This is a genomic window from Vibrio sp. 1874 (assembly GCF_033344395.1).
Classification (GTDB): domain Bacteria; phylum Pseudomonadota; class Gammaproteobacteria; order Enterobacterales; family Vibrionaceae; genus Vibrio; species Vibrio alginolyticus.
The window spans coordinates 333,068-356,624 of sequence record NZ_JAWPOR010000003.1 but is presented as its reverse complement, the minus strand read 5'-3'; the positions used below and the strand labels follow the sequence as shown (position 1 = coordinate 356,624).

Annotated in this window: 20 protein-coding genes; 6 read left to right on the top strand and 14 right to left on the bottom strand. The window is 44.0% G+C overall.

Annotated elements, in window-relative coordinates:
* Window positions 1-43 precede the first annotated feature (43 nt).
* Window positions 44-340 (bottom strand): integration host factor subunit alpha, encoded by a 297-nt coding sequence (ihfA, locus tag R8N46_RS08990; RefSeq protein WP_005377899.1) that lies wholly within the window; start codon window positions 338-340, stop codon window positions 44-46.
* A gap of 534 nt (window positions 341-874) precedes the next feature.
* Here ihfA and R8N46_RS08985 point away from each other — a divergent pair.
* Window positions 875-1,756, top strand: coding sequence for an AEC family transporter (locus R8N46_RS08985; RefSeq protein WP_149191887.1), 882 nt, complete (start codon window positions 875-877; stop codon window positions 1,754-1,756).
* 213 nt (window positions 1,757-1,969) lie between these two features.
* Here R8N46_RS08985 and pheT read toward each other — a convergent pair whose 3' ends face one another.
* The 12 genes from pheT to thrS all read right to left on the bottom strand — a co-directional run bounded on the left by pheT (window position 1,970) and on the right by thrS (window position 16,306).
* The gene (gene pheT, locus R8N46_RS08980) at window positions 1,970-4,375 is read right to left on the bottom strand and encodes a phenylalanine--tRNA ligase subunit beta (RefSeq protein ID WP_213972297.1); all 2,406 of its coding nucleotides are present in this window, start codon (window positions 4,373-4,375) and stop codon (window positions 1,970-1,972) included.
* A gap of 18 nt (window positions 4,376-4,393) precedes the next feature.
* Window positions 4,394-5,377, bottom strand: a complete 984-nt coding sequence (pheS, locus tag R8N46_RS08975; protein WP_005385470.1) for a phenylalanine--tRNA ligase subunit alpha — start codon at window positions 5,375-5,377, stop codon at window positions 4,394-4,396.
* Between the two features lie 191 nt (window positions 5,378-5,568).
* Window positions 5,569-6,744: a hypothetical protein gene (locus R8N46_RS08970; RefSeq protein ID WP_213972296.1), complete on the bottom strand. Its 1,176-nt coding sequence runs from the start codon at window positions 6,742-6,744 to the stop codon at window positions 5,569-5,571.
* A gap of 10 nt (window positions 6,745-6,754) precedes the next feature.
* Window positions 6,755-7,546 (bottom strand): outer membrane lipoprotein-sorting protein, encoded by a 792-nt coding sequence (locus tag R8N46_RS08965; RefSeq protein ID WP_025766823.1) that lies wholly within the window; start codon window positions 7,544-7,546, stop codon window positions 6,755-6,757.
* Between the two features lie 18 nt (window positions 7,547-7,564).
* Window positions 7,565-9,943, bottom strand: a complete 2,379-nt coding sequence (locus R8N46_RS08960) for an efflux RND transporter permease subunit (RefSeq protein ID WP_165401693.1) — start codon at window positions 9,941-9,943, stop codon at window positions 7,565-7,567.
* A 250-nt stretch (window positions 9,944-10,193) separates the two neighbouring features.
* Window positions 10,194-10,982: a TetR/AcrR family transcriptional regulator gene (locus R8N46_RS08955; protein WP_005377913.1), complete on the bottom strand. Its 789-nt coding sequence runs from the start codon at window positions 10,980-10,982 to the stop codon at window positions 10,194-10,196.
* Between the two features lie 448 nt (window positions 10,983-11,430).
* Window positions 11,431-12,240, bottom strand: coding sequence for a helix-turn-helix domain-containing protein (locus R8N46_RS08950; RefSeq protein WP_005377917.1), 810 nt, complete (start codon window positions 12,238-12,240; stop codon window positions 11,431-11,433).
* Between the two features lie 366 nt (window positions 12,241-12,606).
* Window positions 12,607-12,924 (bottom strand): heavy metal-binding domain-containing protein, encoded by a 318-nt coding sequence (locus R8N46_RS08945; RefSeq protein WP_005377919.1) that lies wholly within the window; start codon window positions 12,922-12,924, stop codon window positions 12,607-12,609.
* A gap of 189 nt (window positions 12,925-13,113) precedes the next feature.
* Window positions 13,114-13,467 (bottom strand): 50S ribosomal protein L20, encoded by a 354-nt coding sequence (gene rplT, locus R8N46_RS08940; protein WP_004727974.1) that lies wholly within the window; start codon window positions 13,465-13,467, stop codon window positions 13,114-13,116.
* A gap of 40 nt (window positions 13,468-13,507) precedes the next feature.
* Window positions 13,508-13,702: a 50S ribosomal protein L35 gene (gene rpmI / locus R8N46_RS08935; RefSeq protein WP_005377932.1), complete on the bottom strand. Its 195-nt coding sequence runs from the start codon at window positions 13,700-13,702 to the stop codon at window positions 13,508-13,510.
* A gap of 120 nt (window positions 13,703-13,822) precedes the next feature.
* The gene (infC, locus tag R8N46_RS08930; RefSeq protein ID WP_080276913.1) at window positions 13,823-14,374 is read right to left on the bottom strand and encodes a translation initiation factor IF-3; all 552 of its coding nucleotides are present in this window, start codon (window positions 14,372-14,374) and stop codon (window positions 13,823-13,825) included.
* Window positions 14,375-14,377: 3 nt separating this feature from the next.
* A complete protein-coding gene (gene thrS / locus R8N46_RS08925; RefSeq protein WP_005395892.1) occupies window positions 14,378-16,306 on the bottom strand; it encodes a threonine--tRNA ligase in 1,929 nt (642 codons plus the stop codon).
* Between the two features lie 403 nt (window positions 16,307-16,709).
* On the opposite strand from thrS, the gene R8N46_RS08920 reads away from it, so the two are divergent.
* Window positions 16,710-17,687 carry a DUF3187 family protein gene (locus tag R8N46_RS08920; protein ID WP_054576442.1) on the top strand — a complete coding sequence of 326 codons (978 nt, stop codon included), beginning with the start codon at window positions 16,710-16,712 and terminating at the stop codon, window positions 17,685-17,687.
* 6 nt (window positions 17,688-17,693) lie between these two features.
* On the opposite strand, the gene R8N46_RS08915 is transcribed toward R8N46_RS08920, so the two are convergent.
* Window positions 17,694-18,437 carry a sporulation protein gene (locus R8N46_RS08915; RefSeq protein WP_017821818.1) on the bottom strand — a complete coding sequence of 248 codons (744 nt, stop codon included), beginning with the start codon at window positions 18,435-18,437 and terminating at the stop codon, window positions 17,694-17,696.
* Between the two features lie 248 nt (window positions 18,438-18,685).
* On the opposite strand from R8N46_RS08915, the gene hutC reads away from it, so the two are divergent.
* From hutC to hutU, 4 genes are all read left to right on the top strand, one after another.
* Window positions 18,686-19,393 carry a histidine utilization repressor gene (gene hutC / locus R8N46_RS08910; protein WP_115385887.1) on the top strand — a complete coding sequence of 236 codons (708 nt, stop codon included), beginning with the start codon at window positions 18,686-18,688 and terminating at the stop codon, window positions 19,391-19,393.
* Between the two features lie 129 nt (window positions 19,394-19,522).
* Window positions 19,523-20,773, top strand: a complete 1,251-nt coding sequence (hutI, locus tag R8N46_RS08905) for an imidazolonepropionase (RefSeq protein WP_115385886.1) — start codon at window positions 19,523-19,525, stop codon at window positions 20,771-20,773.
* Window position 20,774: 1 nt separating this feature from the next.
* Window positions 20,775-21,785 (top strand): formimidoylglutamase, encoded by a 1,011-nt coding sequence (gene hutG / locus R8N46_RS08900; protein WP_033905138.1) that lies wholly within the window; start codon window positions 20,775-20,777, stop codon window positions 21,783-21,785.
* Between the two features lie 73 nt (window positions 21,786-21,858).
* The gene (hutU, locus tag R8N46_RS08895; RefSeq protein ID WP_115386398.1) at window positions 21,859-23,556 is read left to right on the top strand and encodes a urocanate hydratase; all 1,698 of its coding nucleotides are present in this window, start codon (window positions 21,859-21,861) and stop codon (window positions 23,554-23,556) included.
* The last annotated feature ends 1 nt before the right edge of the window (window position 23,557 follow it).

Sequence of the window (23,557 nt, the reverse complement as noted above, 5' to 3'; positions counted from 1 at the left end):
ACGCAAAAAAAGACCACGCCTTAGCGTGATCCATTTATTCGGCTTACTGTACTTTCTTCAGGTTTTCTACACGAGCTTTTAACTTCTGACCCGGGCGAAAAGTCACTACACGTCGAGCAGTAATTGGAATATCTTCACCAGTTTTCGGGTTACGACCAGGTCGTTCATTCTTGTCACGAAGATCAAAGTTACCAAAACCTGACAGTTTTACCTGTTCGCCACTTTCCAGTGCCTTACGAATCTCTTCAAAGAACACTTCCACCGTTTCCTTGGCGTCCCGCTTACTAAATCCTAATTTATCAAACAGGTTTTCTGCCAGTTCGGCTTTTGTGAGCGCCATAAAACTTTCCTCAAAGCTATGTTAAACAATGCTACGTTAGTGTAGCGCCAGAGCAGTTTTACCCTACCAATTCAACAACATATCGGGGTTACATCAGGAAGTGTATGACAAGCTTATGATTTTCGCCAACTTTTTTCTTGGCGAACAAAAGGAATAGCACTACGTAAATTATTGTTAAACGCCAGAAATTTGATATTTTTGTTTTCGTTTCATCTTTATCAGGAAAAACATCCAGACTATAAAACTAAAATTAGTTTAAATATCAACATTAAACACTATTTAATAAAAATATCAGATATTGGTTATTTAACAGACACTTGACATAGAACTTGTCGTAAATTCAGTGATTTGTATGTAACTCGATACGTAACAATTAGATTAAAAGGTATGACCACCTGTACTTTGCAACTGTGCTTAGAAAGCTTGATTAAACCCACGCTTCTCGCTGTTTAACGATGACGCCATATACAAAGATTGATAATGTGGAAGTTCGTGTATTTCCTCATTAGCTTCTTACACTGCTTCTAGGCGACCATGATTAATCAAATCATAAATATTCTTTTCCCTGTTTTTGCTCTTGTCGGAGTTGGCTATTTGGTCGGTCGTTACATCAAGCCTGACTTTCGCCCAATAAACCGCATTAATATTGAGGTATTTACGCCAGCACTGGTATTTTCGTCACTCGTTAGCATGCCGCTCGATTCAAATCAGGGGCCGCTTCTTTTGGCGGCAATTGTCGCGGTTTTAATTCCCGCACTACTCATGCTCCCGGTATGTCGATGGACGTCACTCTCGTTTAAAACCTGGGCGCCACCACATATGTTTCGCAATAGCGGAAATCTAGCTATTCCTTTGTTTACCTATACGTTTGGAGAAATTGCGCTGTCCTCAGCAGTGCTTTTATTTGTCGTGTCAGCATGCTTGCATATCAGCTTAGGCGTAATGCTGCTTAGTCATGGCAACCCTTTTAAGCAAATAGTCAAGATGCCAATCTTTTTAGCAGCGTCGTTGGCTCTGTTTCTCAACGTGTCAAATGTGGGTGCATGGGCGCCTTTATACGAAACCACTGCTCTACTTGGGCAAGCGGCCGTACCCGTGATGCTTTTATCTCTGGGGGCACAAATGTGTCATTTACGGTTGGACGGTTTAAAGATTGGTGTGTTGTGTACCGTGCAGTCACTGGCAACTGGTGCTGTCGCTTTTGCACTTATTTATTGGTTAATTCCCCTTCCAACGATGCAATTGCAAATGATGGTGCTCTTCACAATGCTGCCACCAGCCGTCATGAATTACCTATTTGCGGAAAGACTGAATATAGAACCCATGAAGGTGGCATCAATGGTACTATTTGGCAACTTTTTCAGCATTCTTACGCTGCCTCTTCTGCTTAGCTATACCCTCTCACTCGCTGCCTAACCGCCAATAAGCTATCGTTAGCGTGTATTAGCTGAAAAACAATACGTTCCTAATCTCGGGTAAGGGCCATCCCTAGTTTGGTCTAGTATTTTAAAATAATGAGGGGTGGTGCGAGCAGTAAGGAACTTGAACAACGATAAGGTAATCCTAAAAATAAAAAACCCTGCCAAACTGGCAGGGTTTTCATTTCTTAAGAAGATACGTTACGCGAGATTAGTCACGCAGAGACGCACCAAACTTCTCAGAAACGTGAGCAACGATAGCGTCAACCGCACCAGCGATATCTGCATCTTCAAGCGTACGCTCAAGTGACTGTAGAGTCAGAGCGATTGCTAGGCTCTTCTTACCATCTTCAACGCCTTTACCTACGTAAACGTCGAACAGTTTCGCATCTTTAAGGAACTCGCCACCTTGCTCTAGACAAGCGTTAACGATGTCACCAGATGCAACAGCTTCATCCACTACTACCGCGATATCACGACGGTTTGAAGGGAATTTAGAAAGTGCTACCGCTTCTGGGATCACTTTGCTGTTGATTGCAGACCATTCGATTTCGAATACGATAGTGCGACCATTTAGACCGAACTTACGCTCAAGCTCAGGGTGAACGGTACCGATCACGCCTACTTCTTTGCCGTCTACGATGATTGCCGCAGATTGACCTGGGTGAAGAGCTGGGTTAGCTTTTTTGCTTTCAGGTGACAGTGCAGCGAAAGAGTACGCTTTTTCGTTCGCAGATAGCTCTAGAATCGCTTCTAGATCGCCCTTAAGGTCGAAGAAATCAACCGTGTTAGTTTCGATATCCCAATGTTCTTCACCGCGAGTACCAGCAATAACACCTGCAAGTATAGGCTCTTGGCGCATGCCGTTTTCTGCAGTTTCACATGGGATGAAACGTAGGCCGTATTCGAATAGACGAACGCGTGGCTGTTGACGCTTCTGGTTGTGAACAACCGTGTTCAGCAGACCTTGGATAAGACCAAGACGCATTGCTGACATGTCTGCAGAAATTGGGTTTGGAAGCACTAGAGGCTCAACACCAGGTACAACTAGCTTTTGTTGCTCAGGCTCAACGAAGCTGTATGTAATTGCTTCGTGGTAACCACGATCAACAAGAAGATCACGAACGCGTTTCAGTGGAAGATCCGCTTCAACGTGGTTGTGCATCTTAAGTGCTGCTGCTGGGTGTTGGTTAGGAATGTTGTCATAACCGTAGATACGGCCAACTTCTTCAATCAGGTCTTGCTCGATAGCGATATCGAAACGCCATGTTGGCGCTACTGCCATCCAACCTTCTTCTGAAGCTTCAACAGTCAAACCTAGACGCTCTAGGATTTCTACTACGTCGCTATCTGCAATGTGGTGACCTAGCAGGTTGTCTAGCTTAGTACGACGTAGAGCAACTTTGTTTGGCTTAGGTAAGTCTGCTTCAGACTCTACTGCAACAACAGGTGCTACTTCACCGCCACAAATTTCAACAAGAAGCTGTGTTGCACGCTCCATTGCGCTCACTTGTAGTGCGTAATCCACACCACGCTCAAAACGCATTGAAGAGTCAGTGTGCAGACCGTAGCTGCGTGCGCGACCACGGATGTGGTCAGGTGCAAAGAATGCACACTCTAGTAGAACGTCTTTAGTCTCAGTTGTTACACCAGACTCTTCACCACCAAAGATACCTGCGATTGCAAGTGCTTTGTTATGGTCAGCAACTACTAGTGTATCTGCGTTTAGTTCTGCTTCGTTGCCGTCAAGAAGCGTTAGCTTCTCACCTTGCTCAGCCATACGAACTACGATGCCACCTTCGATCTTCGCTAGATCGAATGCGTGCATTGGTTGGCCTTGCTCTAGAAGAACGTAGTTAGTGATGTCTACTACAGGGTCGATAGAGCGAATACCACAACGACGCAGTTTCTCTTGCATCCATAGTGGTGTTTCAGCTTGAACGTTTACGTTCTTAATAACACGACCTAGGTAACGAGGACACGCAGCAGGAGCTTTCACTTCGATAGACACTTTATCGTCGATTGAAGGGGCAACTGCTTCTACTGATGGCTCAGTCACGTCAGCACGGTTTAGTACGCCAACTTCACGAGCTAGACCACGAATGCTGAAACAGTCAGCGCGGTTTGCTGTTAGGTCTACGTCTACTGTTACGTCGTCTAGACCTAGGAATTCACGGAAATCAGTACCGATTACTGCGTCTTCTGCTAGTTCCATGATGCCGTCTGACTCAACGTCGATACCTAGTTCAGTGAACGAACAAAGCATGCCGTGAGATGGCTGGCCACGTAGTTTCGCTTTTTTGATTTTAAAATCACCTGGAAGAACAGCACCAACTGTTGCTACTGCTACTTTCAGACCTTGGCGACAGTTAGGTGCGCCACAAACAATGTCTAGAAGCTCTTCTTCACCCACGTCAACTTTAGTTACGCGCAGTTTGTCTGCATCTGGATGTTGACCACATTCAACAACGTGACCGACTTTAACGCCAGTAAAAGAACCAGCAACAGGAAGAACGTCGTCTACCTCTAGACCGGCCATTGTAATTTGGTGAGTTAGCTCGTCAGTAGTAACCGCAGGGTTTACCCACTCACGAAGCCATGATTCGCTGAATTTCATGTTGATGAACCCTCTGGATTACTTGAACTGTTTTAGGAAACGAAGATCGTTCTCGAAGAACGCACGTAGGTCGTTCACGCCGTAACGAAGCATTGTTAGACGCTCAACACCCATACCGAATGCGAAACCAGAGTATTTTTCAGGATCGATACCTACGCTACGTAGCACGTTCGGGTGAACCATACCGCAGCCTAGCACTTCTAACCATTTACCGTTTTTGCCTTTCACGTCTACTTCAGCTGAAGGCTCAGTGAATGGGAAGTAAGATGGACGGAAACGTACTTCTACTTCTTCTTCGAAGAAGTTACATAGGAAATCGTGCAGGATGCCTTTCAGCTGAGCAAAGTTTACGTTCTCATCAACCAGCATGCCTTCCACTTGGTGGAACATTGGCGTGTGCGTTTGGTCGTAGTCGTTACGGTATACACGGCCTGGTGCGATGAAACGGAATGGTGGTTTACCATTTTCCATCGTACGGATCTGTACGCCTGACGTATGAGTACGAAGCATCAAGTCTGGGTTGAAGAAGAAAGTATCGTGGTCAGTACGCGCTGGGTGATCAGCTGCGATGTTTAGCGCATCGAAGTTGTGGAATGCATCTTCGATCTCTGGGCCAGCCTCGGTGTTAAAACCAAGTTCGCCAAAGAACTTCTCAATACGCTCTACAGTACGAGTTACTGGGTGTAAACCACCGTTTTCAATACGACGACCTGGTAGTGTTACGTCGATTGTTTCTGCTGCTAGTTTCGCTTCAAGCTCAGCACGTTGTAGTGCATCTTTACGAGCTGCGATAGCTTGCTGAACTACGCCTTTCGCTTTGTTGATCTCTTGACCAGCTTCACGGCGTTCTTCTGGTGGTAGTTTGCCTAGGCTTTGAAGTTGAGCAGTTAGCTCACCTTTTTTACCCAGATACTGAACACGCACTTCATCAAGTGCGACTAGCGATTCGGCAGCTTCAATTGCAGTGCTCGCGCTAGCAATGATCTCTTCTAGATGTTGCATCGTTTCCTCATCTACCTGTAGGTAGTGTCCATAAGGGAGTGATTGGTTTTTTGATAGCTGTACATAGTAGCCAAACCGGGCACCAATGCCAAATTGAATTACGAAAAGAAGAGGTTATTGAATAAAAAGAGCACAAAAACGTCAAAAATGTCATCTTTAGTTAATCTGCCGTTTAGTTGTGCCCTTTTGTTTTAGAAATAGTATTGAATAGATAGCTCGATAAAATCGTCATCTCTAGCGAAGTAGAGCAAATCATTTGGTGTTTCATTTTTAAACAACCAAGCATCAATTTGCCACTGAACGTGATTCGATATTCGGCTCGATGCTTCTAACTTAGCATTGTAAACATCATCGTTATCTAAATCCTTCGTAATTCCCGTCAATACTTCCGTTCCGTCCTCATCATTGAGCGCCCAACGAATACCTGCAAACACATCATTTTGACCGATAGTTTGTGCGTTGTTCCCACGACTGTCATAGAGGTACTCACCAATAACCCCCACATCCCAAACCGTGTCAAATGCACCGACGAAGGTATACTCAAAGCCCGTCACAAGACCGACATGATTATCAGCACTATCTCGATAAATACTTTCCAGTTTCCATAACCAATCGCCAACGATTCCTTGCACATCCAGACCGACATGACTCATCAGAGCGTAGTAAGGCTTTAATTCTCCGTACTCAAAACGAAAGTAAGGATCCCGGTTTGTTCCATATAAATAGCTCAGGCCTACGTCCCAATCGCCAAGCATTTTCGAATATCGAAAAGCCACATCTACGTGCTTCTCTTCTCTGCTTGACTCATAGATAGCATCATCAGAGACAACGGGGTCGGTTCTCAAGCGGCCATCTGTACCCGCAAACGTTCGTTCCCTAAAGTAAGGTAACAACATTGCGTGGACGGTGCCCCAGTCTTTGAAAGAGGTAAAATGTAACATCGGCTGACCGAGTTTATCTTCACCATCGACGGCTTCAATGGCATCTGTTTGGTTTACTACATCAACTAAATGGGCTGATTCAGTCACTCCCCAAAAGACCTTACTAATCCCAACTCGAAGCTCATAATCATCCCAATGAGTCAGATAAAGTGCCTCTCGTATGTCACCATGACTTCGCTCATCGTCTAGACCATCCAGACGATAGAAAGGTGTGAAAGTAAAGTTTGCATCACCATTTTGCATCTCCCAGTAAAATTCTGGCTGCAAAACCAATGACGTTTGCGCTTTGCTCTGACCCTGAGAGCCCGTTTCAAAAAACTGACGATGCTCAATATTGACTTGTCCTGCGAGCTCGACGGCAGTCAGAGGCATCGAGTAAAAAAAAGCTGCTGCACTAAGCAACAACCCAGCATTTAATCGCTTCATTTTTCCTCCACTACCTCACTCGCTTCAACACATTCTTATGAAAGTCATTGTCTTGTAATCCAGTGTTAAAACGCATTTCGCTAGTCGTTAGCTCAGTACTTTTTCCTGTTTGATGGTTTGTCATCGCCATAGTGTGCGCTCGCCAATATTGGTTGAGATATTGCTTGTAATCGGAAAAAGAAAGCGTTTTTAACAAAGAGCCTTTGCGGTCGTAAAACTCAACTTTAAGTGGACGATAATGCGCTTTATCTAACCATACCGTTTGCTTGGTATAACCTGAGTTCTTATCGGTCGGAATTTGCTCTACGACGAAAACATCTTGCCCGTTTATGCTGTCATCTTTTAGGTAGTTGAAACGGTATTTTTCAATCTCAAAGGAACTGAGATCCTCATACGCGAATTCACTGCCCATAAAAGGACCTGATTTGTTACGCGAGGAAATACGTTTCACACGTTTCAGTGCAGGAAGGTAAAGCCATTGGTCATCGGCACCCACCGTATGAGAATGGTTAAGAAACGCCGTGCCTTTTACATCTCTCGGTTCATCAAATATCGTGAGCCCTTTGTCACCATCGCCATCAACTTCGAGTGATTGTAAGCGCATTAAACGTGTGCTGCTTTCTCCTTGCGCGTTTCGCAGAATCATTTGCATCGTAGCAACAGAATCCCCCCACCCTTCATCACGGGCTTTGCGCTCTTGGGCAATTTCTAGTCCTTTGGCTTCATCCGCCAACACCGCATGACTCATAATAAGCGAGACAGAAAGTACTGATACTTTTAAGGCATTTTTTACTAAATTCATGTTCAATCCTTTAATTCGTTATGACTGAGTAACAGTCTTGGTTTGAGAGTCAGTTGATTTAAGCTTATTTCGGCGCTCCACCTCGTCGTAAACGCCTTTGTCAAACAACATCAGTAGAGTCGGTAGAAAGATGAAATCCACAACAAGAGCAATGAAGATAACAATGGCACTCAACTGTCCCATATCGGCATTTAAGCGGAAGCTCGACATCGCCAGAACAGAGAAACCAGCAACAAGCACGACAGTCGTAATCCAAAGCGCGCGCCCCACGGTGCGAAAGGCGTAGCGAACCGCTTGCTCCGCACTGTGGCCATCTTTACGAGCGTGTTGATATTTAGAAAGAAAGTGAACGGCGTCATCGACAACAACACCAAGCGTTAATGTCACAACGACAGACAATCCCAAGTTAATCTCGCCAGAAACCAGCGCCCAAATACCAAAACCAATAAGCGCAGGAGCAATATTCGGGACAAGACTAATTAAGCCAAGCTTGAACGAACGCAAGGCAAAGATCAGTAATGCAGAGATTAAGACAAGAGTAATGGGCAAGGTTGACAGCATGCTGGCCATATTCGTTTCACCAATATGCGCAAACATCAATGAAGGACTAGAAGCAACAACATCATATTGAGGCGCGTTTTCGTTAAACCATTGGTAAATGCGATTTTCCAAATCAACAAGCTCGACGCTGCCCAAGTTCTCCACGGTGAGAACCATCTTGATCGACGACTTATCTACATTGATTTGGTTGTTCAAATCTAAACCATACGGTAGTGACATTTCGTAAAGCAGCAGATATTGAGCCGCTAATTCTCTGTCTTGAGGGAGCGAGTAATAAGCCTGATCATCTCCATGCATGTTCTTGTTTAGGCGCTTATAAACATCGCTCAAGGTCGCAACATGGTCCGTTTCTGGCTGCAACCTTAGCCAGTCAGTAAATTTACCCACGGTATTGAGAAAATTAGGATCCGCAATACCCTGCGATTCGTTGGTTTTTATCGCGATACTGATGTTCGCCATGCCACTGATTCGCTCTTCCATAAAATCAGCCGCTCGGCGAAATTCATTGCTATGGCCAAAGTACTCGACGGATTCATCATTGACTTTGTTCAGTGGAATCAAGCTCGCACTCGCGACAATAACAAGCACCGACAACGGCAATAAAGCATGTCGCTTTGACACCACGAAATCTCCTAAATGATCCATAAAGTGCTTTCTTTCATCAGAAGTATCCGACTTCACCGTAACCGGAAGGATATTAAGCAAGGCGGGAAGTAACGTGATGGAAAGGAAACAAGCAACCATGACGCCAAGGGCTGATAGGTTGCCGAAATCTCTCAGGATTGGAGAATCCGACATATTCATCATTAAAAAGCCGATCGCGGTGGTAATGGAGGTAATCAAGATAGGAATGAAATTGAGCGCAATACTTCGCTCAATAGAGTGGGCTTTACTAAAGCCGTTTTGCATAGACTGACGCATTGTCGCGATGATGTGTACACAGTCTGCGACGGCAAGCGTCATCACCAAGGTAGGCACATTAACGGTCGCCGTGCTTAAGAACATACCAGCCCATCCTGACAAGCCCATTGTCACCATAACCGAGCCGATAATAACGATGAGCGTCGCGATGACGCTAAGCAATGAGCGCAACATGATGGTCAGAAACACCAATATCACTAGTAACATAGTAGGCACTAATGTTGCGCTATCATCTTGGGCTGCGGTCATAAACGCGTAGTTCATTGCAATAATACCAGCCTTGTGGAATTCCGTGTCTGGGTACACTTGCTGATAACGTTCAATCATTCCGTTTATGTAAGCAACCACCTCTTGTACTTCAGCAGTTTTATCTATTTCAGGGAGTTGGACCGTAATGTTTACGACCGTGACATCTCCTTTTTCAGAAATCAGTGAACTTTTCAAAACCGGCTCACTCAACGCAATACTTTTGACTTTCTCTATTCGTTGAGGTGTCAATTCATATTCGCTATACAGTAAATCTTCGACAAGAAGATCATCTTCAAACGCTTCGGTATGCTGGTAGTTGGCGAGGGAATCAACGCGGGTCGAGTATGGAACTTGCCACGCCTCGTCAGTGATCTGCTGAATAAGAGATAATGTGCTAGGAGTAAAAACAGTGCCGCTCTTTGGCGCTATAACCAAAGCAAGACTGTCAGATTTTGCAAAGGTGGTTTGAATTTCATCAAACGCAAGTAACTGCTCATTTGTTCCATCAAAGAAGATGTCGTAATCTCCTCTAAAGTAAAGATTTTTTCCTCCAATAGTTGCTATGACAATCAATAAAACGGTAGCAAGCATCACCAATACACTGTAATTCGTTGGTAGCTTACCCCACCCTGAACGGGCGTATTGTTGAACGTTGTGATGTGGCATCACACTCTCCTTTTGTGACGTTTCGTCAAATTTAAAAACTAAAAAAAACAGCAAATGCTGTAAATAACCAGACAAACTCGACATGCAAACTTTAGATCGAATGAATTTGGCTACATAAGTTAGTTTTTAGTAACTTCCTATGCTTCTCGTGATCATTGGCTGAACGCCAACCTTCGAGATTTAATGACGATTCGTCACAATGGTGCGATAAAAAAGCCAACCATAACGTCAGATTGGCCTTTCCTGTTTATCAGCGATTCACTGACTCTAAATAAGCAAGCTCTTCACTAAATAACTCCTGCTCCACTCGACGCCAGGTTTTACGGTAGTCCCATTCTGTAGATAAAGGCGACCAACCTAAACCATCAAGTAACATATTCGCGTTGTGCAGTACTGAGAATGGGTCTTGAATTCGCTGAATACATCGACTGTTCGATGCATTTTGCGCCAAAGCGTTTGAACCGAATGCAATAGACCAGTTGGCGAATACAATAGCATCAGAACCAATTGCGGGAGAAAACTTAAGATCACCACATTCTACCGCATTGTTCACCAGCGCATCAGCACCATCTATTACTTGTTCTTCCAAGTTATTCAGTTCATTCACACGTTTAGGCGAAGCCTTCTCTAGAACCCAAGGCGTCTTTGCAACAATCGCACAAGTTGATAGTACTGGCTCCATACGAGCGTAAATACGATAACCTACATGCATCGCAATGATTTTTTCTCTGGTATTGCCATTAAATTTGGCGGTACGTTCGAAAAATATTGCTTCGCTTTTCAGCGAATGAATACAAAGCGCAAGAATCACATCTTCTTTGCTGCAAAAATGATTGTAGATCGTCCCTTTAGAATAAGGGCTTGACGCTGTAAGCTTGTCCATCGTTAAGTTGGCAAAGCCTTGCTCTTGAACTAAAGACTTAGCCAATTGAATAAGCTCTATCTCACGATCAGCAATCGCCTGTTGCTTTTTTGTTAGCCCTGAAGACACACGACATCCGTCTTGCTTGCTATATTTTTTACAGCGAAAGTTAAACATAATCCTTTGATCCGTATACCAACACACTCCCAATAATTGTAACACGATTCTTTAATACAGGAACGCAACTAAAGTTGACGAACCGTCACAAATGACACTTCGTCATAATAGATCAAAAAACAAACATTTCAAGTATGAATTTATAATTAGAAGATAAATAGATACCAATTATGCATACCCAAGTAGCTACAGGATGCTTGGTTCAACGAGAATGGTTTCTTTGTAGAGGAAGCGAGAGAGGCTTTGGGAGGAACAACGAATGAAATCAGCATGTTAAAAATGACGAAAGTAGATACTGAACAGGTATTATTCGAAATAAGCCCAAAACACTTTAAGTCTGAATTAAGAGCAAACACCGCTGAATGCCCTACTTACAAAGTATTTGCTGTCTTAGGCTTTTTCTTTTGCAACGCCCTTTCAGAAACTCTCTTCAAAAAAGGCTCAAAATCTATATAGATAGGCTTGGCTTATCACCTGCAGATGCGATGGCATAACGAATATCATCAATAAATCGCCCCTCTGTCTCAATAATGCCGTCAGAGAATGTGACTGGCTGATGTGGCCCAGCAAGTAGAACAATATTAGTAAAATCAGAGACATTAAAGTTCTCTGCTACAACATTTTTGGAATGAAAATCGATGACGGTCTTTGCGACTTGATCTTCCAGTAACAAAAGCTGTTCTTCGGTAATTTTCATACGCGCCAAAGCAACGCGAACACACTTATCGTGGGTAGTCGTCTGCTCTTTTATGATTTCGGTATATTTGTCGTTGAGCTTGGAGTTCTCTGCATAGCTATAATATAAAGGTCCGTGCAGCGTTATATTTTTATCTTCATCAACGTAAACGAGATCCAACAACTCTAATGCTTTTAAGTAATCGGACATGCTCTGCTCAGACAAGTCATACTTTTTCTTTAAAATAGAATAGCCGTCTTTACCTCGTAACATTCTCAATTCACGATAAAAGTCGTAAAGGTGAGGGAATTGAAAGAATACTTCATCCTGTGTGCGACTAAAGTAATCCTCGTCTTCACCTTGCAATTGATTTGCGAGCTTTTGTAGTTCATCTAACGTGCAATCAACCGCTCTACAATATTCCAGCAACTTATCTAAAGCGAGATTCGTGCTTGTAAGATGTCTCTTAAAGGTAGATAGTGGCATACCCATTTTCTCAGATAGCTCTCGATATGTTAGCCCTTTTGTTTTAATCGCTTGGCGTAATGCGGCTAGCAAGTATTCGGGAGTCAGATCTCTCATCTACAATTCCTTTTGGCAATGTTACAGCTGTATAGTATTTGTAACAATTTAGAACCGCTTGGCAAGGTATAAGTTCATATTTTTATAAGAAAAACATGAATGAATATACTGAAAGGAGAATTCACACAACAAATGAAAAATTCAATATGAATTCAATTTCATTATAGATATAAAATAATATGCAAAATAAAAGTGAAGCAATTACTCTAAATCATCGTGATTAATTTTAATAGTAACGTAAAGTTGAGAATATAAACCTATTCTCTCTACAAAAATCTAGAATAATTAACCTAAAAGGAACAGAACGGTAAATGCATAATAATTCACCGCTCTCTATTAGCATTTTTGCAATGCTATTCAAGTAGACTAGTCCGCTAGTTTCACTGCAGTACCAAATGCCAAAATTTCCGAAGAACCATCTACGATTGAGCTTGTGGTAAATCGAATCCCTACTATTGCATCGGCACCTTTAGATTCAGCGTCCGCCACCATGCGCTGTATAGCAATATCACGCGCGTCGGTCATCATTTCCGTGTAACCACGAATTTCGCCGCCAACAATGCTCTTGATACCCGCCATGAGGTCACGGCCAATATGCTTTGATTGAACAACATTACCAGTTACAACCCCTCTGATTTCAGAGATCTGCTTGCCAGGAATGCTTTCGGTCGTTGTGTAGATCATTTTTAATCCCTTATAAACGTAAAAATTTATACCCAAGCTACCTTATAACTAACATAAGATGCTAACCAATAAATTGAGAAGACTGATAAACAATACTCTAAATAGCCAAGCTAAAAGTCATTTGGGTATAAATTTTAGCAATAAAAAAGGAGAGCTAATGCTCTCCTTCTCTTAATCCTAAACTGCTAATTAAAGAGCAGCTTTCGCTTTTTCAACTAGAACTGCAAATGCAGCTTTGTCGAATACTGCGATGTCCGCAAGGATCTTACGGTCGATCTCGATAGATGCTTTCTTCAGACCGTTGATGAAACGGCTGTAAGATAGACCATTTTGACGAGATGCCGCATTGATACGTGCAATCCATAGTTGACGGAATTGACGTTTCTTAGCGCGACGGTCACGGTAAGCGTATTGACCAGCTTTAGTAACTGCTTGGAAAGCTACGCGGTAAACACGTGAACGCGCACCGTAGTAACCTTTAGCTTGTTTTAGAACTTTCTTATGACGTGCACGAGCTTGTACACCACGTTTTACGCGAGGCATTATGCTTCTCCTAAACTAAACGATTGATAACTAAAAAGAATTAAGCGTATGGCAACATACGGATTACTGCAGCCACTTCACATTTTGGAAGGATTGCATTCGGACGTAGTTGACGCTTGTTCTTAGTAGTACGCTTAGTCAGGATGTGACGTTTTGTAGCGTGCTTGTACTTAATACCACCAGCAGTTTTCTTAAAACGCTTAGCAGCACCTTTGTTGGTTTTCATCTTAGGCATGATGAATAACTCCGCATTGAGTAGGTTTAATAAACAACGTAATTAGGGCGAACAAAACCCAGCCATATGCCTTTATATAAAGGAAAGCGGCTAGGTTTTAATTACTTGATGAGCCGTTAATTACTTCTTTTTAGGGGCTAGCACCATGATCATCTGGCGACCTTCAATCTTCTTAGGGAAAGATTCAACTACAGCAATTTCTGCAGTATCTTCCTTAAGACGATTTAGAACGTCAACACCGATGTCTTGGTGTGCCATCTCTCGGCCACGGAAGCGAATTGTTACTTTCACTTTGTTGCCTTCTTCAAGGAAACGCGTCAGGTTGCGTAGTTTTACCTGATAGTCTCCAATATCAGTTCCAGGACGGAATTTTACTTCCTTGATCTGGACCTGCTTTTGCTTCTTCTTCTGCTCTTTAGCAGTTTTGCTCTTCTCGAAGAGGAACTTACCATAGTCCATCACACGACAAACAGGTGGCTCGGCGTTAGGACTGATCTCAACGAGATCCATACCAGCTTCTTCAGCAGCTGCAATGGCTTCTTGAATCGATACAACACCAACTGATTCACCGTCAGCGCCTGTTAGTCGAACTTCACGAATACCACGAATTTCACCGTTGATACGGTGCGGGTTTTGTTTTACCGGCTGTTGGCCACGTCTTCCGCCTTTAATAGCTTATTCCTCCAGATTGAGCTTACGGCTAGAGATCTCGTCTTGGATGTATGCAATAAAATCATCCACTTTAAATTTACCAAGATCTTTACCTTTACGAGTACGCACTGCAATTTCGCCAGCTTCCATTTCTTGGTCACCAACAACAAGCATATACGGTACACGCTTCAAAGTATGTTCGCGGATTTTAAAGCCAATCTTCTCATTTCTCAAGTCCGCTTTAGCTCTAATTCCACTTTTTTGTAGTTTTTGTACTATTTCTTGAACATAACCTGACTGTTTATCAGTAATGTTCATAAGAACTGCTTGTTCTGGCGCCAACCAAGTTGGGAAGAAACCAGCATATTCTTCGATAAGGATACCGATGAAGCGCTCTAGTGAACCTAGAATCGCACGGTGAATCATTACCGGTACAAGACGTTCATTGTTTTCACCTACATAAGTTGCACCTAAGCGACCTGGTAGGTTGAAGTCTAGCTGGACAGTACCACACTGCCACGCACGGTCTAGACAATCGTATAGTGTGAATTCAATCTTAGGACCGTAGAACGCACCCTCGCCTTCTTGAATTTCGTATGGGATATCCATCGATTCAAGAGACTGCTTCAATGCTTCTTCAGATTGATCCCAGATTTCATCTGAACCTACACGTTTCTCTGGACGAGTAGACAGTTTCACTACGATGTTGTCGAAACCAAATGTTTGGTACGTATCGTACACCATCTTGATACAGTTTGTTACTTCTTCTTGAATTTGGCTCTCAGTACAGAAAATGTGAGCGTCATCCTGAGTAAAGCCACGTACACGCATAATACCGTGTAGTGCACCAGATGGTTCGTTACGGTGACATGAGCCAAACTCAGCCATACGTAGCGGTAGGTCGCGGTACGATTTTAGACCTTGGTTGAAGATCTGTACGTGACCTGGACAGTTCATTGGCTTAATCGCGTATTCACGGTTCTCAGAAGAAGTTGTGAACATTGCATCAGCGTATTTGTCCCAGTGCCCAGAGCGTTCCCAAAGAACACGGTCCATCATAAGTGGACCTTTCACTTCTTGGTAACCGTACTCATCTAGCTTAGCGCGGATGAATACTTCTAGATCACGGAAGATAGACCAACCATTGTGATGCCAGAACACCATACCCGGTGCTTCTTGCTGCATGTGGAATAGGTCTAGTTGCTTACCAATCTTACGGTGATCACGCTTCGCCGCTTCTTCTAGGCGAGTTAGGTGCGCTTTCAGTGCTTTCTTGTCGTGGAAAGCCGTACCGTAGATACGTTGAAGCATTTTGTTGTCGCTGTTACCACGCCAGTAAGCACCTGCAACATTCAGCAAAGTGAAGTGTTGACAGAAGCTCATGTTAGGAACGTGAGGACCACGACACATGTCGATGTATTCTTCATGGTGGTAAAGGCCTGGACGATCATCACGAGATACGTTTTCGTCAAGGATTTCCACTTTGTATGGTTCGCCACGTGATTCAAACGTATCACGCGCTTCCTGCCAGCTTACTTTTTTCTTAACCACTTCGTACTTGGTTTTCGCTAGCTCTTTCATACGCTTTTCAATCTTTTCAAGATCTTCTTGCGTTAGAGATTCGTCTAGGTCGATATCGTAGTAGAAGCCATTGTCGATGGTTGGACCAATCGCCATTTTAGCTTGAGGGTAAAGCTGCTTAAGAGCGTGACCAAGAAGGTGAGCACAAGAGTGACGAACGATTTCTAGACCGTCTACTTCATCTTTAACTGTGATGATTTCAAGGCTTGCGTCTTCTTCAATTAGGTCACACGCATCAACGCGGTTACCGTTTACACGACCAGCGATAGTTGCTTTGGCAAGACCGGGACCGATCGATTGCGCAACTTCCATAGTAGATACTGGGTTGTCAAATTGACGCTGACTGCCGTCAGGAAGAGTAATAATAGGCATGCTATGTCCTTTACAGTGGTGTTGCACACCAAGCAACACATGTTATTCAAATTAGAAGCTATTTGTTGAAAATAGTTGAGAGTCAATAAAGGCCTCTCGGTAACACGAATACCGGACCGTTATCGAAAATGGGATTGTACCTAGCTCACATTTAGAATGCAAAGCGCGATTTTGTTTTGTCATAAGAACTTAACCGCAGACCCGTCACGACAATCTGATCATGCTTTTTTAAGAGACCGCATAACTTGTAAACGGAATTACCCCTCAATGAACTTACACAACAAATTACAATATTGCCTATTACGTGTGAACCGATACAAAGCTTAACACGCTTGGCGAGAGCTCAACGTGCGATTTAGGTATATAGTTGTTTTATAGAGTAGTTTGTATGTAGGTATTCATCATGGTCTATTTCAAATCGCGCTTTATGGTGCTTCTAAGCACCTCGATATGTTCTTTGCAAGCCTTCGCATCAAGTGACTTATATGGCCCGCTGCGTTCTTACGCACAATCCCCAATGCAAGTGGTTAGTCACACCAACATACTACGTTCAGGACACAGTCTGCCCTCTGGGTTTGTCGAAGCCTATGGTTCGGGAACCGTGGCAAGTGTTTGGGCTCATACTGATGAATACGCACTGGATTATTACCACAATCAAATCGAATTAGGCAGCAAATGGCAAGTCAGCAACCGTTGGCAGTGGGAGCTCAACTATCGATGGGTCTTTGCCGCTGACAACCATTTAGATGGACTGACGAAAAGCTTCCATAAACTTTTCGGTATCGGACAAAATGGGCGGGATAAAGTAGACAGAGATCGTTTTTACATTTCAATGCCGCAATATGATGTGCTTGAAGATGATTTCGAAGGACAAACACTGGCCAATAACCTATCTACTTACTTACAGTATCAAGTGTTCCAAAATGAACATCACGGCCTATCGATTGGCGGCAGTTTGTATTTTAACGATGTGGCTCACGGTACTTTTCAAGGTAGCAGTTTCGAGCAAGGCTTCCAATTAAACTACAGCTACTTAAGTGATGCTCATGCATTTTATTCGATGATTGGCATGACTTTTCGCTCGGATGACCGTGCCTTGCTCGATCTGCCTTATCGACATAATACGATTGCCATTGCGGGTGGGTACCGTTATGCCTTAGAAGATAACCATCACCTGATGTTGGAATATCATTGGTATCAAGGCTCAACAGAAGGGCCCACAGAGTTTGCTGATGCCTCTAATGAACTGGTATTGGGCTATCGATATCTAATGGAAAATTCAGCGCTTGAGTTTTTAGCCGTAGAGAACGCAAGAAACATGGATAACAGTACCGATATCGCTTTCACAATAGGATATCGGTACATATTTTCATCAAGTTGATGAGAGCTATAGATTTAGCGTTGGTGCAACTGCGGCAGCGACTTGAGCATCGGTTGCATTGATCGGCAACGTAAACGAGCGATATTGGTCACCAGCCAAGCTGAGCGAACGGTCAATCTCTGCCAAACAATGCATGACCTGCCCTTCCAGAATAAAAGAGAGCTCAATTTCTTTTGATGAGATAAAGCCGCTGTTACGGAACTCTAGCTCTTGATAAATACCAGAGCGAGAGGCAAACGAGCCACCGCGCAAAAAGCCTTTTTCAACATCGGCTTTAACCATAGTGAAGCCAGCTTGCTCGATCGCTTGAATAACCCGAGATGCTACTGGTAGTGGTTTCACTTCAATATAGTCACGGTCACGCGGGTCAATCGCAAAATCAATATCTAACGTCGTCTCGACCCAAACATGACATTGATTCTTAAGTGCGCTAACCGCAGTAATTGGCGTTTCATCATGCAGTTTTAGCTCAAACGGAACCTGCTTTTCTTCATTAGGTTGAATCACAAAAGGGTCAACTGCTTTCAATTGATCAATAGTGAAGGTTTGGTAACTTACGCTATCATCCACTTCGACTTTCATTTCCGTGTTCAATTTAATCGTAATAGCATCAATTTGTTGTTCGACGTCTCCGCCTTTGATATGAACATGCCCTTTCAGCGTCGCTCCTTGAAACACGCTCATTTCGTCCAAAATGGTATCTACTTTTGCAGAGCCGATCCCCAGTGATGCTTTCAATTTTTTAAACATATTTTTCCTTTTTTAGCGACTTTTCTTCTAATGATCGTTTGTTTACACAATTGTTTTCTGCTGTGCAAGCAATAGACCACAAGAAAATGTTTGAATTCAATCATCAATCCAAATAATGCTCAGCAGCAAGAGTCATTCAGCCCTGCAATAGGATTGTTCGGTCACTAAGCTGTACATTCGTCGAGAAATGTTTGCAATTTGTACCTAAATTAAGCAGTATTTGTATAGTCAAATAAAGGAAAATGATTATGTCTGCACCACTCTACATTCAAATTAAACAATTTATCCTGGATAAAATTGAGGCTGGAGAGTGGGTAGTTGGTCATCGCATCGCCACCGAGATTGAGCTTACCGAGCAATTTGGTGTCAGTAGAATGACAGTGAACAAAGCAATTCGGGATTTAGTTAATGAGGGCCGATTACAACGTCGCCCACGCTTAGGCACGTTCGTGTGTGATCCTGGTGAAAAGTCAGAATCTCCCCTGCTAGACATTCGAAACATTGCCGAAGAAGTCAGCGATAGAGGGCGAAAGTATGGCAGTAAAGTGCTCAAACAGATTGCCATAAAAGCAGATGACAACATTGCGACAAAACTCGGCGTTATGCTAGGCACGACAGTGTTTTACAGTGAAATTATTCACTATGAAGACCAAACGCCGATTCAATTGGAGCTCCGCTGGGTGAATAGCCAATATGCTCCGAGTTATTTAAATCAAGACTTCACACAAATCACTCCAAATCAATACCTGTCAAATAATTGCCCACTCAGCGCGATAGAACATACTGTAGAGGCAATTGTGCCTGAAAGCCGTATTAAGCAAGACTTAAAAATGCAAGCCAATGAACCTTGCCTTCTCTTGAATCGCAGAACGTGGAGCCAAGATAAATTAGTCAGTACCGCCCTACTTTATCACCCTGGTAGCAAATATAAGCTGAGCTCAAAAGTGCTCATTTAAGGACAAGATTTGTCCTCTAGATCTACGTTTTGATCACATTTTAGCAACATCAACCTTGTCAGTGTTCTTATTTTGCTCTATTTATTTGTATATACATTTAATGATACAAATAAACACAGGGACACAAACATGGATTTGCTGATTGAAAACGCACGTCTAGTTACCATGCAATCGGGAGAATGCGGATACCTTCCAACGCCTCCAGCGCGCATTGGTATTCAATCTGGAAAAATCGTTGCGATCAGTACCTGTGCCATTGGTGAAGACGCACCGCAAACCGAGTCTCTGTTGTCTGCCCAACATTACCCTCAGAGTATCGATCTTCAAGGCCAGTTAGTTCTGCCAGGTTTGATCGACTGCCACACTCATCTTATTTACGCGGGCAATCGTGCCAACGAATTTGAAATGCGCTTAAACGGCGTGCCATATCAAGAAATTTCCAAACAAGGCGGCGGGATTCTCTCAACGGTACATGCGACACGCTCTGCAACCGAAGCACAACTAGTTGAGTTAGCGTTACCACGTTTAGATGGGTTACTCGCGAGTGGCGTCACTTCTGTCGAGGTGAAATCTGGCTATGGATTGACACTGAATGATGAAATAAAAATGCTCCGTGCCGCCAAAATGCTAGAGCAAGAGCGCAAAGTTAAAATCACCACTACACTTCTCGCCGCTCACGCTATTCCGCCAGAGTTTCAAGGTCGTGCAGATGATTATATTGAGCACATTTGTCAGGACATAATCCCTGTTGTCGCAAAGGAAGAATTAGCTACGAGTGTCGATGTTTTTTGTGAATCGATTGGTTTCAATCTTGAACAAACAGAAAAAGTGTTTGTAGCTGCAAAACGCCACGGCTTAAAGGTTAAAGGGCATACTGAGCAACTTTCTAATCTCGGTGGTACAGCCCTCACTGCGCAATACAACGGTCTGTCAGCGGATCACATCGAGTTTTTAGATGAGCAAGGTGTTAAAGCACTTGCTCGATCAAACACCGTCGCCACTCTATTGCCTGGCGCTTTTTATTTTCTAAGAGAGACTCAGTTACCACCGATTGAGTTATTGAGAGAGCATAACGTGCCGATGGCAATTGCTACGGACGTCAACCCAGGTACATCACCATTTTCTGATCTCACACTCATGCTGAATATGGCGTGCACGCTATTTCGCCTTACACCGCAAGAAGCACTGCGTGGTGTAACGCAACATGCAGCCAAAGCTCTGGGTTATCAAAACTCACGTGGCGAAATCAAAGTAGGGTTTGATGCGGACTTCTCTATCTGGGATATCGAAAACCCTGCGGATTTAAGCTATCAAGTCGGAGCAAAACGTCTGGTAGGTCGTATAGTAAATGGTGAATACATTTCACACGGAGGCCAATAATATGTCTCAATTCGACCTACACTCTCCCCTATTTCATTGGCAAGGCCGTCATGATGCCGAGGACGGCAAGCTTGGTCAGCGAATTCATCACGTTGTTCAACGCCAAAAAGCAGATGAGTTGAGTGCCGTTGCGCATGGCGTCTCATTACTCGGTTTTGCTACCGACGCTGGCGTTGCGAGAAACAAAGGACGCATTGGCGCGAAAAAAGCGCCAGACTTAATCCGACGAGCACTCGCTAATTTAGCATGGCACCAAGACGCCCCACTATATGACTTAGGTACTGTGGTGTGTGAAGACGACTTACTGGAAGAGAGCCAAGCTCTATGTGCAGCAACCATTTCAAGCGCACTGCCCCATACGCCAGTCATCGTGCTGGGTGGTGGGCATGAGATTGCGTGGGCCTCGTTTTCCGGCTTAGCGGAATATTTTAAAGCGCACCATCCAGAGAAGAAGCCTAAAATCGGCATTATCAATTTCGATGCGCATTTCGATTTGCGCGCATTCGAGAGTAACCTCGCCGACATAAGACCGAGCTCTGGTACACCCTTCAACCAAATTCACCATTTTTGTCAACGTAACGATTGGGACTTTCATTACGCTTGTATTGGTGTAAGCCGCAGTAGCAACACTAAAGCGCTATTTGAAAAAGCAGATGCGTTAAATGTTTGGTATGTAGAGGACAATCAGCTCTGCTACTTAAACCACAGTTATCACTTAACTCAGCTTCAGCATTTTATTGACGACTGTGACTACCTCTATTTGACTATTGATCTGGATGTATTCCCTGCTGCAACCGCACCTGGAGTCAGCGCACCAGCAGCTCGGGGAGTGAGTTACGACACTATTGCACCCTTTTTAGATCGAATTCTTCATTACAAAAATAAGCTAATGCTGGCTGATATCGCCGAATACAACCCAAATTATGACGTCGATAGTCAAACAGCACGATTAGCTGCCCGTTTGTGTTGGGATATCGCCAACGCGATGGCGGAAAAACAGCACAAACCATAATGCATCCCAGATGCCACTGATTATTACGACCAAGCAAGTACTTGGTCATCACGAGAAACTAAAGGAGTCTGAAATGACACAGCGCCAGGGACAAGATCCACGACTTGATACAAGCAGAACAATTCGTGCACCTCACGGAGATAAACTGCGCGCAAAATCTTGGCTAACCGAAGCCCCTCTTCGTATGCTGATGAACAACCTTGATCCTGATGTTGCAGAACATCCACATTCACTGGTTGTATATGGCGGCATTGGCCGAGCAGCGCGAAACTGGGAATGTTACGACAAGATTGTTGAAGTACTTGAAAGACTCGAAGATGACCAAACGCTTTTAGTTCAATCAGGCAAGCCTGTTGGTGTTTTCCCTACCCATAAAAACGCCCCACGCGTGCTTATCGCAAACTCAAACCTCGTTCCTCATTGGGCAAACTGGGAACACTTCAACGAGCTCGATAAACAAGGCTTGATGATGTACGGCCAAATGACCGCTGGCAGCTGGATATACATTGGCTCGCAAGGTATCGTACAAGGCACATACGAAACGTTCGTATCTGTTGCAAAAAAACACTTTGGCGGTGAAGCAAAGGGCCGTTGGATTCTAACAGGTGGTCTCGGTGGCATGGGTGGAGCTCAACCTCTCGCTGGTACAATGGCGGGCTTCTCCATGATTGCAGTAGAGTGTGATGAATCACGTATCGATTACCGCCTACGTACAGGCTATGTCGATAAGAAAGCGACTTCTTTAGATGAAGCGCTAGCTATCATTAAAGAGTCAGACATACCAGTATCGGTTGGTCTACTAGGTAATGCAGCAGACGTTTTCTCTGAGCTGGTAGAACGTAATATCACGCCTGATGTCGTAACAGACCAAACGTCTGCACACGACCCGCTCAATGGCTATTTACCACAAGGCTGGAGCATGTCTCACGCAGCGGAAATGCGTTTGCAAGATGAAGCAATGGTCGTAAAAGCAGCGAAAAAATCCATGGCTGTGCAAGTTCAAGCGATGTTAGAGCTGCAAAATCGCGGCGCCGCAACACTCGACTACGGTAACAACATCCGCCAGATGGCCTTGGAAGAAGGCGTAGAAAACGCATTCGATTTTCCTGGCTTCGTTCCAGCCTACATTCGTCCTCTATTCTGTGAAGGTATCGGTCCTTTCCGTTGGGCTGCTCTCTCTGGCGATCCTGAGGACATCTATAAAACCGACCAAAAAGTAAAAGAGCTAATTCCAGATAATCCGCACTTACATAACTGGCTAGATATGGCTCGCGAGCGCATCCAGTTCCAAGGTTTACCTGCGCGTATTTGCTGGGTTGGTCTTAAAGATCGTGAGCGTCTTGGTCAAGCATTCAACGAAATGGTGAAAAATGGCGAACTTAAGGCGCCCGTTGTCATTGGTCGAGACCACTTAGACTCTGGTTCTGTAGCAAGCCCGAACCGTGAAACCGAAGGTATGATGGACGGTTCTGACGCCGTATCAGACTGGCCATTATTAAACGCGCTACTCAACACGGCGGGCGGCGCAACTTGGGTTTCACTGCACCACGGTGGTGGCGTAGGAATGGGTTTCTCGCAACACTCAGGTATGGTTATCTGCTGTGACGGCAGCGAAGATGCCTCACAACGTATTGCCCGCGTGTTGCATAACGACCCAGCAACTGGTGTCATGCGTCATGCTGATGCGGGATACGATATCGCTAAACAATGTGCAGCAGAGCAAGGGCTAGATTTGCCAATGCTCAACGAAGAACTGAAGAAGCTCAAGTAAG

Bases quoted from the DNA above. Each gene is read 5' to 3' on its own strand.
- ihfA (WP_005377899.1), bottom strand. From the start codon at position 340: ATGGCGCTCACAAAAGCCGAACTGGCAGAAAACCTGTTTGATAAATTA.
- R8N46_RS08985 (WP_149191887.1), top strand. From the start codon at position 875: ATGATTAATCAAATCATAAATATTCTTTTCCCTGTTTTTGCTCTTGTC.
- pheT (WP_213972297.1), bottom strand. From the start codon at position 4,375: ATGAAATTCAGCGAATCATGGCTTCGTGAGTGGGTAAACCCTGCGGTT.
- pheS (WP_005385470.1), bottom strand. From the start codon at position 5,377: ATGCAACATCTAGAAGAGATCATTGCTAGCGCGAGCACTGCAATTGAA.
- R8N46_RS08970 (WP_213972296.1), bottom strand. From the start codon at position 6,744: ATGAAGCGATTAAATGCTGGGTTGTTGCTTAGTGCAGCAGCTTTTTTT.
- R8N46_RS08965 (WP_025766823.1), bottom strand. From the start codon at position 7,546: ATGAATTTAGTAAAAAATGCCTTAAAAGTATCAGTACTTTCTGTCTCG.
- R8N46_RS08960 (WP_165401693.1), bottom strand. From the start codon at position 9,943: ATGCCACATCACAACGTTCAACAATACGCCCGTTCAGGGTGGGGTAAG.
- R8N46_RS08955 (WP_005377913.1), bottom strand. From the start codon at position 10,982: ATGTTTAACTTTCGCTGTAAAAAATATAGCAAGCAAGACGGATGTCGT.
- R8N46_RS08950 (WP_005377917.1), bottom strand. From the start codon at position 12,240: ATGAGAGATCTGACTCCCGAATACTTGCTAGCCGCATTACGCCAAGCG.
- R8N46_RS08945 (WP_005377919.1), bottom strand. From the start codon at position 12,924: ATGATCTACACAACGACCGAAAGCATTCCTGGCAAGCAGATCTCTGAA.
- rplT (WP_004727974.1), bottom strand. From the start codon at position 13,467: ATGCCTCGCGTAAAACGTGGTGTACAAGCTCGTGCACGTCATAAGAAA.
- rpmI (WP_005377932.1), bottom strand. From the start codon at position 13,702: ATGCCTAAGATGAAAACCAACAAAGGTGCTGCTAAGCGTTTTAAGAAA.
- thrS (WP_005395892.1), bottom strand. From the start codon at position 16,306: ATGCCTATTATTACTCTTCCTGACGGCAGTCAGCGTCAATTTGACAAC.
- R8N46_RS08920 (WP_054576442.1), top strand. From the start codon at position 16,710: ATGGTCTATTTCAAATCGCGCTTTATGGTGCTTCTAAGCACCTCGATA.
- R8N46_RS08915 (WP_017821818.1), bottom strand. From the start codon at position 18,437: ATGTTTAAAAAATTGAAAGCATCACTGGGGATCGGCTCTGCAAAAGTA.
- hutC (WP_115385887.1), top strand. From the start codon at position 18,686: ATGTCTGCACCACTCTACATTCAAATTAAACAATTTATCCTGGATAAA.
- hutI (WP_115385886.1), top strand. From the start codon at position 19,523: ATGGATTTGCTGATTGAAAACGCACGTCTAGTTACCATGCAATCGGGA.
- hutG (WP_033905138.1), top strand. From the start codon at position 20,775: ATGTCTCAATTCGACCTACACTCTCCCCTATTTCATTGGCAAGGCCGT.
- hutU (WP_115386398.1), top strand. From the start codon at position 21,859: ATGACACAGCGCCAGGGACAAGATCCACGACTTGATACAAGCAGAACA.